We start from the raw sequence: 12030 nt of genomic DNA, 5'->3' as shown, positions 1-12030 counted from the left end.
CCGTTATTCGGTCGGGCTCCGCTGCCGGTGGTCCACACTGGCGAGATGGGACGAACCGTGACCGCGCTGGTGACGTACGACGGCAGCTGCGTCGGTACGGTCGGACCGTTCCCGGTCGACGTTCCGTGGTGGGCCGAGGTCGGGCCGGTCGTGGCGCACCTGGAGGAAACCCTCGGCGTGCCGGTCCTCGTCCTGCGGCTGCTCACCGTCGAGGGTGCCGACGGGGCGCGCGACGGCCACGTCACGTACCACGTGGCGGCGCTCCGACCACCGGGGAACCGGACCGGCTGCGACTTCACCGACGACGACCACCCCCTCCGGCTGCCCTGGGCCCGGGCGTCGGGCATCCGGGAACTTCTCGACTGGGCGTACCGGCACGTCGACCGCACCGGGCGGCCCGAACAGCGCAAGACCTGGAACCTGGCCGGGCTGTTCCGGCTGCCGACCGCCGACGGGCCGGTCTGGCTCAAGGCCATCCCACCCTTCGCCGCCGCCGAGCCGATCGCGATCGCCGCGCTCGCCGAGGTCGATCCGGATCTGGTGCCGACCGTGCTGGCCAGCGCGCCCGGTCGGCTGCTGCTGGCCGACATCCCCGGTACGGACTGCTGGGACGCGTCCCCGGCGGTGGTGGCGGACGTCGTGCGCCGGCTGGCCGCCGCGCAGGCTGGGATCGGCACGGCGCCGCACGGCATCCCGGACCGGCGGCCGGAGATCCTGGCCGCCGCCGTCGGCGAGCTGCTCGACGGCCCGGTCGGCGCCGAACTTCGCCCCGAGGAACTCCGGGCCGTCCGGGGTCTGCGACCCCGGTGGGAGATGCTGGCCGACTGCGGCCTGCCCGACACGGTCGTGCACGGCGACTTCCACCCCGGCAACTGGCGTCGCGGCGACGGCCCACCGGTGGTCCTCGACCTCGCCGACGCGCACCTGGGCAACCCGGTACTCGACGGGCTGCGGGCGGTCGACTTCCTGCCGGCGGACCGGCAGCGCGCGGCGGCCGAGGCCTGGATCACGGCCTGGCGCGCGGCCGTACCCCGGTCACGTCCGGCCGAGGCGCTGCGGATCGGCGAGCCGCTCGCACAGCTCGCCTACGCCGTGCGATACCAGGAGTTCCTCGACAACATCGAACCCAGCGAACGCGTCTACCATCTCGGCGATCCGGCCGCCGCGATCCGCCACGCGCTGGATCGTGCCGCCCGCCCATCCGTGCCCGCCTCCGTCTGAACCCCGCGAGGTCGGTCGTCCGGCCGGTCGCGACTCACCGCCGCCCGTTGAGCGAGTCGAGGAAGATCTCCTCGAACGCCGCCCGGTCCGCCTCGATGGCGGCCCGGACCGGCGTACCGTGCCGGGTGGTCACCGTACGCCCGGACTGGACTCCATCCTGGACGATCGAGACCGGCACCGTACGGCTCAGGGTGACGACGCCGTCGTGTACGACCGACACCGCAGCGAGCGCGTCCCACCAGTACATGATGCCGAGGTCGATCAGCGCAGCGAGGTCGGGCTGACTGGCGATCCGGTACGCGATCCGGGCACCCGGTGCGTGCTGGTCGGCTCCGAGCCGGGACACGAAGGCCGGCGTGATCGGAACGAAGCGGGTGGCGTCGAGCGGCACCAGCCGTACGACGCCGGGACGGGCCCGGGTCAGCATCCGTTGTGCCGACCCCGGATCCAGCCAGATGTTGAACTCTTGCGAGTTGTCGAATCCGGGTAGGGCCGAGCCGTACAGGTTGCCCGGGACGGCCAGCGCACCGCCCATCACGTGGATCCGGGCGATCCGGCCCCGGACCCGGTCCGAGGCCAGGGCGTCGGCCAGATTGGTCAGCGGCCCGGTGGCGAGAACGACCACCTGCCGTGGCGCAGTCCGGGCGGTCAACGCGATGAGCTGAGCGGCCGTGATCGGCGACGGTGGCGTCGGATGGTCGGCGTCGGCCAGGGCTGCGGTCAGCACGGTCTCGATCGTGCTGACCAGTTCCGGCGGCGCCGGATGTACGCCGGCACCGGTGGCACCGTCGGCTGTCGGCACCTGCGGCAGGCCGCACTGGTCCAGCACGCTGCGCGCGTGCGTCAACGCGCGGCGCGGCTCGCCGAACCCGTTGTTGGCCACCGTGACCGCCCGCAGGTCGATCCGCCCCAGCTTGTGTTCCTCGCAGAGCAGGGCGAGCGTCGACGCGTCGTCGAAGTCCATGTCGCTGTCGTAGATCACCGGAACGGGCGTGCCGGCCGGGTGCCGTTCGTTCTCGCCGGCTCGCTGGCCGGCGGCGGGCACCGGGCCGAACCACTGGCCGGCGACCACGAGCGCGACCGCCAGCAGCGCCGTCGCGGTACGACGTGGGGGCACATTCACGTCCGACACCTCCCCTGGTGCGGTTGGCGCCCCGGCGGAAACGGTCGCTCGGGGCCGGCGCCGGAGAATCGATCCTCGCCCCAGTGTGCCGGTGTGACGCGTTCCGTGCGGCCCCGAAAGTCCCGCCGAGCCGGCGCCCGGTTCACCGGAGGGACCTCGACGGCGAGGTGGTCAACTGCTCCTTCGGGTGCCGCTGACGCTGCTGGCGGGCAGTCTGCCGGCGCGGGACCGCCCGCTCAGGGTGTCGCCGACAACGGTGACGTCGAAGTCCAGGTTCAGCCGCAGCGGCCTGGTCACGGACTGGCGCCAGGTGACCTGCTGCCCGTCGGCGGTCGCCGTCGAGGCGATGTCGGTGAGCGGAACCGTCTCGCCGCTGCCCTCGGCGGTTCCGGCTACGGTGCCGGCGGTGTCGGTGAAGGTGTAGACGACGGCGAGCGAACCGATCGGCGTCTTCAGTGTCAGGTCCCAGATGCCGACGATGGCGTTCACGGGCTTCCCCTTCCGGCTGTGCTGTCTGCGGTATCGGATGGCGTCAGGGTGCGGCTCTGTCAGACCACGACGGGTTGGCGTCCGCTGTTCCGCCACACGGTGCCGCGACGCTCGTACTCGAAGAGGGCCTCGACGGCGTGCGCGATCCTCGGCCCGTACTCGCGTTCGAGGATGTGGAGTCCGAGGTCCAGGCCCGAGGTCACTCCCCCGGCACTGACCAGATCGCCGTCGTCGACGACCCGGGCCGGTACGGCATGCACACCGGTCGCCTCGAGCATGTCCATGCCCTGGACATGGGTCACGGCATGGCGTTCCTCGATGAGGCCGGCCATGGCCAGGGCCAGCGAGCCACCGCAGACGGCCGCCACCGTCACGGCCGGGTTCCGCAGCGCCTGCCGGAGCAGTGGAGCCGCGTCGGTGTCGCCGAAGCGGGCGAGCAGCACCGGAATCGTCTCGACCCCCTCGTCGGGATCGCCGACGGTTGGTCCGCTGACCCCCGGAACCACGACGTAACCGGGCCTGGTCGGGTCGAGGCGGGCGGTCGCGTTCAGTACCAGCCCACGGGTGCCGCTCAGCACCGCGCGGGGCCCTTCGGCGGAGACGAGGTCCACGATCAGCTCACCGCCCACCGCGTCGCTGCCGGCCGCCAGCACCTCGAACGGCGCGATGACGTCCAGCGGGTCGAAGCCGTCGAACAGGACGATCTGGGCGTACATCAAAGGCTCCTCAAGCTGAACGGTTCGGTGTGCGGGATCGCACCCGTCCATGCTCGCCAAGCCGGCACCGTCAACTCCAGTGGCGCGATTGCCAGCATTCGGCTGAATCTTGCCAGCGCGCTGAACAGGGATGGCGCCCGTCATTGACACCTGACGCCCGGTGTGGCCGGTCTCGCCGAGCACTAGGATTTTGCCGTGCACACCGCGGCCGTCCTCGCCATGCCGGACACCATCGCCTTCGACCTGAGCACCCCGGTCGAGGTGTTCGGCCGGGTACGACTGCCGGGTGACCGGCCCGGTTACCGGGTGCTGATCTGCGCCACCGAGCCCGTCGTGACCGCCGGACCGCTTCGGCTCTCCGCCGACCACGGCCTCGACGCGTTGACCCGGGCCGACACGATCGTGGTCCCCGGCCGCAACGATCCGCTGGCCCCGACGCCCGGGGCCGTTCTCGACGCACTTCGCGACGCGGCGGCCACCGGCACCCGAATAGTCTCGATCTGCGTCGGCGCCTTCACCCTCGCCGCGGCGGGGCTCCTCGACGGCCGGCGAGCCACCACCCACTGGACCGCAGCCGAGCAGTTCCGGAACGCCTTCCCCACCGTCGAACTCGACCCCGACGTCCTCTACGTCGACACCGGTCAGGTCGTCACCTCCGCCGGAGCCACGGCCGGAGTCGACATGTGCCTGCACCTGGTCCATCGGGACTACGGGGCGGCGGTCGCCGCCGACGCTGCCCGGCTGACCGTGGCGCCGCTGCACCGCGACGGCGGGCAGGCACAGTTCATCCGGCGGAAGACCCCCGGCCGACTCGCCACGGGCCTCGGGCACATCCTGGGATGGATCGAGGAGAACCTCCACCAGGACCTCACCCTCGACGACCTCGCCAGCCACGCGGCCATGAGCATCCGAACCCTCAACCGCCGCTTCCACGACGAGACCGGCCAGACACCCATGCAGTGGCTCAACGCCGTACGGGTCCGCCGGGCCCAGGAACTCCTCGAAACGACCGACCACGGCATCGACCGCATCGCGCACCAGGTCGGCTTCACATCGCCGACGAACTTTCGTACCCAGTTCAAGCGGATCAGCGGCGTGGCTCCACGGGCGTACCGCAGCACCTTCCGGGACAGCGGATCCTGAGGCCGAACCACCCGGCCGGCGCGCGGCAGTCGCCCCGATCCATCGATATCTGTAACATCCTGCGGGTTGGTTCGTCTCGAGATCCCTGCGGTCGACCTCGCCCGCAACGGGAAGGAGAACCCGTGCGACCCGTACGTCTCACCGCCGCCCTGGCCGCCGGGCTGGTGGCCGCCGCGCTGCTGCCCGGAGCCGCCCACGGGGCCGCGCCGGCCAAGTCGATGCCGGCCGTACAGCAGCCCACCCCCGGAGTCCTGGCCAAGGCGCACACCGCCGGCCGGGTCGACGTCGACAACGGCTCGGCGCGGTACAGCTGGCCCGGTGTCTACTTCGAGGGTCGGTTCCGGGGCACGGGTGTCGGGATCGTCCTCGACGACTCCGCCAACGACTACGACGTCGCGATCGACGGTGCCACCGTCGCCACTCTGGTGACCCCGGGCCGGACCACGCACTGGATCAACGGCCTGTCGAACGGGGTGCACCGGGTCCGACTCGTCAAGCGCACCGAGAGCCCGTGGGCGACGGGTACGTTCGGCGGCTTCGTCGCCGCTCCGGGCGGCGCGATCCTGGCCAAGCCACCGGCCCGGCAACGGCAGATCGAGTTCATCGGCGACTCCTACACCGCCGGTTACGGGAACCTGTCCGCCACCCGGGACTGCACCTCCGACGAGGTCAACCGAACCACCAACGCCGATCTCGGTTTCGGCGCGCTCGCGGCACGGCGCCTGAACGCCGACTACCAGGTCAACGCCTTCTCCGGACGGGGAATGGTCCGCAACTACAACGGCGGCGAACCCGGAACCAGCTACCGCACGTACTACGACCGGGCCCTGCTCAACGTCGACGGCGACGTCTGGCAGAACCCGGGTACCTGGCGGCCGCAGCTCGTCGTGGTGGGCCTGGGCATCAACGACTTCTCCACCGCGATCAACCCGGTCGAGCAGTGGACCCCCGACAGCCTGGTCGCCGCCTACCGCGCCGCGTACCAGGCCTTCCTCGACAAGCTTCGGGCCCGGTACGGCCCGCGTACGGTGATCGTGGTCAGCGCCACCCACATGTCCAACACCACGACCTTCGCGGAACTCGCCCAGCAGATCGTCCAGGAGCGCAACGACCAGGGCGACAGCCGGATCCGCTACTGGTACTACGAGAACTCGGGCCTGGACTACGGCGGCTGCCACTGGCACCCGTCACTCCAGGACCATCAGCTCATCGCGGACCGGCTGGGTGACCTCGTCGCCACCCTTCCGCTGCGCTGGTAGCCGGTGGCCCGACCATTACGGCCGCTCCCCGACGGGGACCGACTCCCGTAACAGGGTGGCGAGTCCGGCCCAGGTGTCGGCCGCCGTCGCCCAGTCGGGAAGGCTACCGTCCGGGACCCGCGCGTCGGTGCCGCCCAGGAACAGGTAGCGGTGCTCGACGGTGTCCAGGTGCGCCAGTACGTCGAGTCGGTCGTCGACGAAGTGGGTGACGCCGAGCCGCTGGCACACCGGTGCCTTGTCCCGGCGTTCCCGGACGAAGTGCAGGTTGGCCTCGGGAATGCCGGTACGGTCGAAGAAGTCGTGGTGGGTCAGCCACCCGCGGGTGTTGGCGGCGACCTTCGGACCGGCCTTGGAGACCAGGTGGACCCGGCTGGCGAACGGCTCGGCGGTCAGGGTGGCGAGCGCCTCGAAGACTCCCGCCACCGCCGGCGTCTCCAACGGCCGGCTGCCGAAGAAGGACGTGTCCTCGTCCCGGCCGCTCAGTGCGACGATCACGCCGCCGACATCGACGCCCAGGGTCGGCGATGACTGCCGGCCCGGCCCCCGGTACGGCGCGCGCGTCCCGCCCGGCCGCTGCTGCCCCACCCGCTGCCGCGCCACATCGACCTCCGACTCACCCCGGGAACACTGGCCATGCCCGCTGCCAGGCTACCGACGAGGCACAAGCCTTCAGTGAACTATCGGCGCGTGACGTCCCGTTGGTAGGAGAGGGAGAGCTCGTCTTGAAGTCGGGCATGCCGGAACTGGTACACCGATCCGACGGTTCGCAGAACGCCGCGTGCGCGAGCGTCCTCCAGAAAACGCATACCCTGCCAGGGGAAGAGCCCCGCACACCGCAGCATTACGAATCCGAATGTCGCCAGCCACGATTGGGAAACGGAGAAGGCAAATGGAAGACCAATGCCGAGTCCCGCCACGAGCCCGACTCCAAGCCCGGTCGCGATGCCATCGACGAGCCCACCCGCAAGCCCGAACATGAGCAACGTGCTGAGCCCGTAGATGACGCCCTCGACAATGCCGGACTGACGGTCGCGACGCCAGCTCGTGACCGGATCCATCGGACTCAGCGTTTGGGCCGACGGCTGTACCAGTCCATTGAGGAGCCCTAGTGCCAGCCCGGCAAAGGCCCCGACAGCAAGCCCGGATATCAGGCCGGCCAGCGGTCCGCTGGTAAGCCCGACCGCGAGTAGCGACACGAGCCCGAAGACGATTCCGAACCCGATCGCCACCAGGAGATTCTTCCTGGAGACGATGCCGCCGAGGCGGGGGTTCTGCAGATAGCGTGGACTGCTGTTCCTGCGCCCCACCAGGATGGCTTCGGTGCTGCCGCACGCGAGTCCAAAGGCAAGCGCGGCCCCGACGCCGACTACCAGCAGGGTGACCGGGCCTCGGCCGAGGCCGAGGGCGAATCCGACCGCGACTCCACCGGCGAGCCCGGACAGGAGTCCCGAGGCGAGCCCGACCGTGAGGCTGTCCACGAAGTTCGGAGGGCAGCCGCGTAACAGCCGCAACCGGCTGTGGCCGGCGTCTCTCCGTCGATCCTGCCACTCGAGCAACATTCCGGTGGTGATTCCATTCACGAGCCCGGCGCCAATACCTGCCGCGACACGGGAACCGGCGTCGAAGGCGATCACCAGGAGAACACTGACCGTCACCCCGTAACCTATTGATGACGCTACAACGTCGGGGATACTGCGAAGGGATGCGGGAGCCCATCGACGGATCTGCCACCATGCCAGATCGCGAGTGTTACGGCGGCTCATTTCGGCGGCCAGGTACCCCAACCATCGGCTAGCCTGATCGAGGCTGTACGAATTGGGCCTCTGCCCGGGGCGTGACCGATATGCGGCCGCGAGAACCCGGCCCAGTAGATGTACCTCGACCTCGGCCCGGCTGGCGAATCTCCCCGGGGTCAGGAGATCGTCCACCTCGGCGGGGGTGGGAAAGGTGTCCCGAACGAGGGTGAGCATCAGCGGATTGTCCAGTGCACTGCTCACCGCGCTCTCCGGAGTCCCTTGCAGATGCTCGACGAGGCGTTGCCACGCCGGTGGGGTCGGGTGGACCTGGCTCCGGGTCAGGTAGTCTGCCGCCTCCGTCGCGGGCACCGGCAGCAACTCCAACGCGGCCGCTCCATGTAGATGTCCACCCGCCACCGCTTCGACCAACTCGCCGGTACGGGTCAGCACCATCATCCGAAACGTTGCCTGCTCATCCAGGGCCCGCAGCGCGACCGGACGCAGTTCGTCGGCAATCTCATCGAAGCCGTCGAGCACCAGGGCCACCAGACCGCTTTCAACCAAGCGGGTCGCGGCGTTCTGACCATACATTCCCGATCGGAGGAACGCATATTCGGCGTTCAATCGGATAACCAGCCATTCGTGCAATCGCTGACGGCGAGGGTCCCAGCCCTGCGCGGTGAGGAGCACCGGTACCGGCACTCGCGCACGCTGTGGCTCGTCGAGATGCTGTCGTTGCTTCAACGCGTTGAGCACGGTAAGGATTGCCGCCGCGGACTTCCCGGTTCCAGGATCGCCAAGAAGCAGCACCCGGCCCGAATCCAAGCCGCCATAGAGTCGGAAAATGTCAGGAATGTCGCCTTGCATCACGGTGTCCGGCGTCGCTGCCGTCATCCCCGGTAGGACGTCGAATCGCGCATACCCGGCGGTCCCGAGAGCCTCGCTCGCCGGACCGGTCACTCCTCGCTGTGCCCACCGCCAGCGGATGGCTATCGGGGCGGGATGCTGCAGCCGCCGCTCGTTCGCGGCCCGAATCCACTGGCCCTGCACGGCCTTCGCCAGTGCATCACTTGCACGGGCCATCACATCGGCCGATGTCAGCACCTCTGGACGCAGTCTGGTCCAGAGCCACAACACGAGTCCGCCGGTGACGGCCAAGACGGACGTCACGGTCTGCACATCGTCGCCGATGGGGCTCGAATCCCGGGAAACCGCGACTGATGCAAGTGCAGAAGCGGCCAGCGCAACGACGATCACCAAGCCGATTAACGGCCAGACCCGCCAATTCTTCTCTCTCGGCATGCCGTGCAGCCTGCCAGGTCCCACGTCGAGGCCGCTACACCGTCCAATCCGCACGCCTGTGCAAAGAACACAAATTACCTGGCCAGCCGCACCCCCAAGCGATTAGTTCGTATCCGATGATCACGAATAGTGTTGTCGGCCGGGACGAGCCACACCATTCGTGATCACAGCGGTCAGCCCACAACCAGAGGGTTGTGGGCTGACCGATCACTATAGATGTGCTGGGATCAGTGCGTGCGGCCCACCGGCTGGAAACTCGACCGACCGGAGCCGACCTCGAAGATCGCCCGGCCGTCCTCGACGCCGACGAACTTCGCCCGGCTCGGGCCGGACGCCCGGTACGACGTACCGGCCGCCACCGGCAGCGCGACCCTCGCCGTGACGTTGACCGGCACGTCGAGTTCGACCCGCATACCGGCGCCGCTCCGACGCCAGTCCAGGGTCACCGGGCCACTCTGGGTGTGCACGGTGCCGGCCGCGTGGGCCAGTCCGGTGGCCGGCGGAACGATGTCGACCTCGGCGGCACCCGGGCTCGCGGTCCGGATCCCGAGCAGCGTCTCCTGGACGTCGACGGCGGCCTGTGCTCCCCAGCCGTGCGACTGGCTGAAGTTGCTGCCGGGGTCGAGCGTCCAGGCCTCCCAGGTGAAGGTGCCGCCCTGGCCGAGGATGTTCGCCCAGCCCAGGTCGTCCGGGTTGGTCAGCAGGTCGAGTACGGCATCCGGCCGACCCGCGTCGCCGAGCGCCTGGAGCAGCCAGTGCGCCGTCATCGGCCCCTGCTTCATGCCCAGCGAGGCGAGGTACCCGGCCAGCGCCGGTCGATCGGCGGCCGGTGCCACGCCGTGCGCGATCGCGTACGACGTGCTGTGCTGGCCCGCGTGGGTGCTCTGCTCGCCGGTCGCGGCGAGCCCGTCGACGTACACGCCGTCGGCCCGGCGCAGCTTGGCGTTCATCGTGTCGACGAGTGCACCGGCCCGCCCGGAGTAGCTCGCCACCTCGGTGTCCGGCCGGTCCAACGCCTCGGCCATCTGCGCGGTGGTCCGCAGCACGTCCACGCCCTGGGCGTTGATGGTGGTCCGGGCCGCCGCCGTCATGTCGTACCCGAACCGGCCCGGCTCGGGCCAGTCCACGATGCCGTACTGGTAGGCGCCGCTGCCGCCGGAGAGCCGGGTCACCAGGCCGGCGGTCGGACCGTCGGCCGGGATGTGCCGCAGCACGTAGTCGGCGGTGTCCCGGATCGACGGGTACGCCTCGGCCAGCAGTGCCCGGTCACCGGTCTCGAAGTAGTAGCGCCAGACCCAGTCCACGAACATCAGCGAGTAGTCGGGGATGTCCCGCTTCCCGTCGCCGTTCGGGTAGACCGCGTTGTACCGGCCGAGGTCGTTGCCGGTGTTCCAGAACCGCTTGGCCGAGTACAGGAACTCCCGGATCGCCTGCTGGGTGGCGTCCCGTTCGCCGAAGGCGCCCATGGTGGCGTACGAGATGTCCGCCGCGTCGCCGAGGAACTGGCCCTTCTCCCGGGTGGGGGTGTCGACGAACGCCTCCTGCACGGAGTAGATCGCCGACCGCTTCAGCATCTCCCAGACGGCGTCGAGGGTGCGGTCCGAGCTGCGGAACGTCCCCTCCCGACCGGTCGGTACGTCGGTGTGCACCACGACGGCGGAGACGTCGTCGCGACTGATCTTCTCCTGCGCGTCCGGGATCTCCAGGTAGCGGAAGCCGAGGTGGGTGAAGGCCCGGAACTCCTGCCGGCCGTCCTTCTGCACGTACGGGAAGCTCATGTCGGTGCCCTGGGACAGCAGGGTGGACGTCTCGACCCGGCCGGTGGTCGGGTTCAGGTTGTAGCCGGCCCGGATCGGCACGCTGCGGCCGGCGACTCCGGCGTCGAACCGTACCGCCGGGCGGGCCGGGATGACCACGCCGAAGTCGGCGACGACCGTGCCGTCGGCGGCGGTGGTCAGCGCGACCGGCTTCACGGTCCGCTCGGTCAGCCGGGTCTCCTGGCCGATCAGGTGCGGGTACGCCGGTGCCGGATGCGCCCCGACGACCGTGGCCGGCGTCCAGCCGGCGGTGGTGGCGTCGTAGCCCGGCGAGGTCCAGCCGACCATCTCGGCGCGGGCGTCCTGGCGCTCGATCCGGTCACCTTCACCGTTGCGCCGGGCGGATCCGCTGGGGAAGAAGCCGTCCCGGGTGACCTGCCAGGATCCGTCGGTGACGAACACCTCCCGGCTGCCGTCGGCGTGCTCGACGACGAGCTTCATCAGCAGTCCGGGGGTGCCGGCGGGACGGCCCTGGCCGCTGCCGTACCAGTGGTAGCGGACGCCGAGCGCGAGCGGCTTGCCGGCGCTGACCAGGTCGGTGACGTCGGCGGCCTGGTAGTAGTCCTCGCCGGGGTAGCCGAACGACGTACCCCGGTCGGCCCGGCGGCCGTTCAGGTACAGCTCGTAGGTGTGGTCGGCGGCGGTGTAGGCCCGGGCCCGGACGACCCGGCTCCGGCCGATCCGGACCTCCTTGCGGGCCAGCGTGTAGTCGTCGGCGTCACCGGTGACCCGGCGGATCCAGTTGGCGCCCTCCCACTGCGTGTCGGAGATGCCGGTCTCGAAGCCGCCGGTGCCGGCCGGGGAGATCCGGCCGGTCCGGTCCCAGGTCCGGACCGCCCAGCGGTACGCGGCACCGGGCAGCAACGCGGGCCCGGCGTACGGCACGTAGGACTGTTGCCGGGACGACACCTTGCCCGAGTCCCAGACGACGTCGCCGTCCGCCGCCGACACCGTCAGCCGGTACGCGCTCTGCACCTCGCCCGGGTCGCTGTCCCGGGGCAGCCAACCGAACTGCGGCGTTCCCTCGATGTTCAGTGGACGTACCCGGTCGTTGACCGTCAGCGCGGTCGGCGCCTTGGGTGCGTGTCCCCGGGTCGCCGCGGCCGGCGGGGCGCCGGTGAGCACACTCCCCGGCACGAGTACGGCGGTGACGAGCAGGGCGGTCCGGACGCGTAGCGGTGTTCGTCGTCGTGACAACTGTGTCTCCTCTTTTACCGGTGCTGG

At 70.2% G+C, this 12030-nt stretch carries 9 protein-coding genes; 3 read left to right on the top strand and 6 right to left on the bottom strand.

Translation table 11 applies throughout. The features are described from left to right. Positions 1–45: 45 nt before the first annotated feature. A complete protein-coding gene (locus H4W31_RS20270) occupies positions 46–1221 on the top strand; it encodes an aminoglycoside phosphotransferase family protein (RefSeq protein WP_192768100.1) in 1176 nt (391 codons plus the stop codon). A 34-nt stretch (positions 1222–1255) separates the two neighbouring features. Here the strand turns inward: H4W31_RS20270 and H4W31_RS20265 are convergent, their stop codons facing one another. From H4W31_RS20265 to H4W31_RS20255, 3 genes are all read right to left on the bottom strand, one after another. After that, entirely contained in the window at positions 1256–2344 is a 1089-nt protein-coding gene (locus tag H4W31_RS20265) for a nucleoside hydrolase (protein ID WP_192768099.1), read from the bottom strand. A 171-nt stretch (positions 2345–2515) separates the two neighbouring features. After that, positions 2516–2833 carry a hypothetical protein gene (locus tag H4W31_RS20260; RefSeq protein WP_192768098.1) on the bottom strand — a complete coding sequence of 106 codons (318 nt, stop codon included), beginning with the start codon at positions 2831–2833 and terminating at the stop codon, positions 2516–2518. Positions 2834–2892: 59 nt separating this feature from the next. Beyond that, entirely contained in the window at positions 2893–3549 is a 657-nt protein-coding gene (locus H4W31_RS20255; protein ID WP_192768097.1) for a DJ-1/PfpI family protein, read from the bottom strand. 219 nt (positions 3550–3768) lie between these two features. Between H4W31_RS20255 and H4W31_RS20250 the strand changes: the two genes are divergently transcribed. Together H4W31_RS20250 and H4W31_RS20245 are read left to right on the top strand one after the other, a co-directional pair. After that, complete coding sequence (locus tag H4W31_RS20250; RefSeq protein ID WP_192772242.1) at positions 3769–4692, top strand: GlxA family transcriptional regulator; 924 nt, start codon at positions 3769–3771, stop codon at positions 4690–4692. 122 nt (positions 4693–4814) lie between these two features. Next, a complete protein-coding gene (locus H4W31_RS20245; RefSeq protein WP_318783287.1) occupies positions 4815–5951 on the top strand; it encodes an SGNH/GDSL hydrolase family protein in 1137 nt (378 codons plus the stop codon). Positions 5952–5966: 15 nt separating this feature from the next. Here H4W31_RS20245 and H4W31_RS20240 read toward each other — a convergent pair whose 3' ends face one another. The 3 genes from H4W31_RS20240 to H4W31_RS20230 form a co-directional block, all read right to left on the bottom strand. After that, positions 5967–6551, bottom strand: coding sequence for a hypothetical protein (locus tag H4W31_RS20240; RefSeq protein ID WP_225945608.1), 585 nt, complete (start codon positions 6549–6551; stop codon positions 5967–5969). Between the two features lie 77 nt (positions 6552–6628). Next, the gene (locus H4W31_RS20235; RefSeq protein ID WP_192768096.1) at positions 6629–8989 is read right to left on the bottom strand and encodes an NACHT domain-containing protein; all 2361 of its coding nucleotides are present in this window, start codon (positions 8987–8989) and stop codon (positions 6629–6631) included. Positions 8990–9216: 227 nt separating this feature from the next. Further along, positions 9217–12003, bottom strand: coding sequence for a family 78 glycoside hydrolase catalytic domain (locus H4W31_RS20230; RefSeq protein ID WP_192768095.1), 2787 nt, complete (start codon positions 12001–12003; stop codon positions 9217–9219). Positions 12004–12030: the final 27 nt, after the last annotated feature.

It is taken from the genome of Plantactinospora soyae (assembly GCF_014874095.1).
In the GTDB taxonomy this organism is placed as follows: Bacteria; Actinomycetota; Actinomycetes; order Mycobacteriales; family Micromonosporaceae; genus Plantactinospora; species Plantactinospora soyae.
This window is presented reverse-complemented; position numbering and strand designations above follow the sequence as displayed.

Excerpts from the sequence above, each read along its gene's own strand:
- H4W31_RS20270 (WP_192768100.1), top strand. The coding sequence starts at position 46 with ATGGGACGAACCGTGACCGCGCTGGTGACGTACGACGGCAGCTGCGTC.
- H4W31_RS20255 (WP_192768097.1), bottom strand. The coding sequence starts at position 3,549 with ATGTACGCCCAGATCGTCCTGTTCGACGGCTTCGACCCGCTGGACGTC.
- H4W31_RS20250 (WP_192772242.1), top strand. The coding sequence starts at position 3,769 with ATGCCGGACACCATCGCCTTCGACCTGAGCACCCCGGTCGAGGTGTTC.
- H4W31_RS20235 (WP_192768096.1), bottom strand. The coding sequence starts at position 8,989 with ATGCCGAGAGAGAAGAATTGGCGGGTCTGGCCGTTAATCGGCTTGGTG.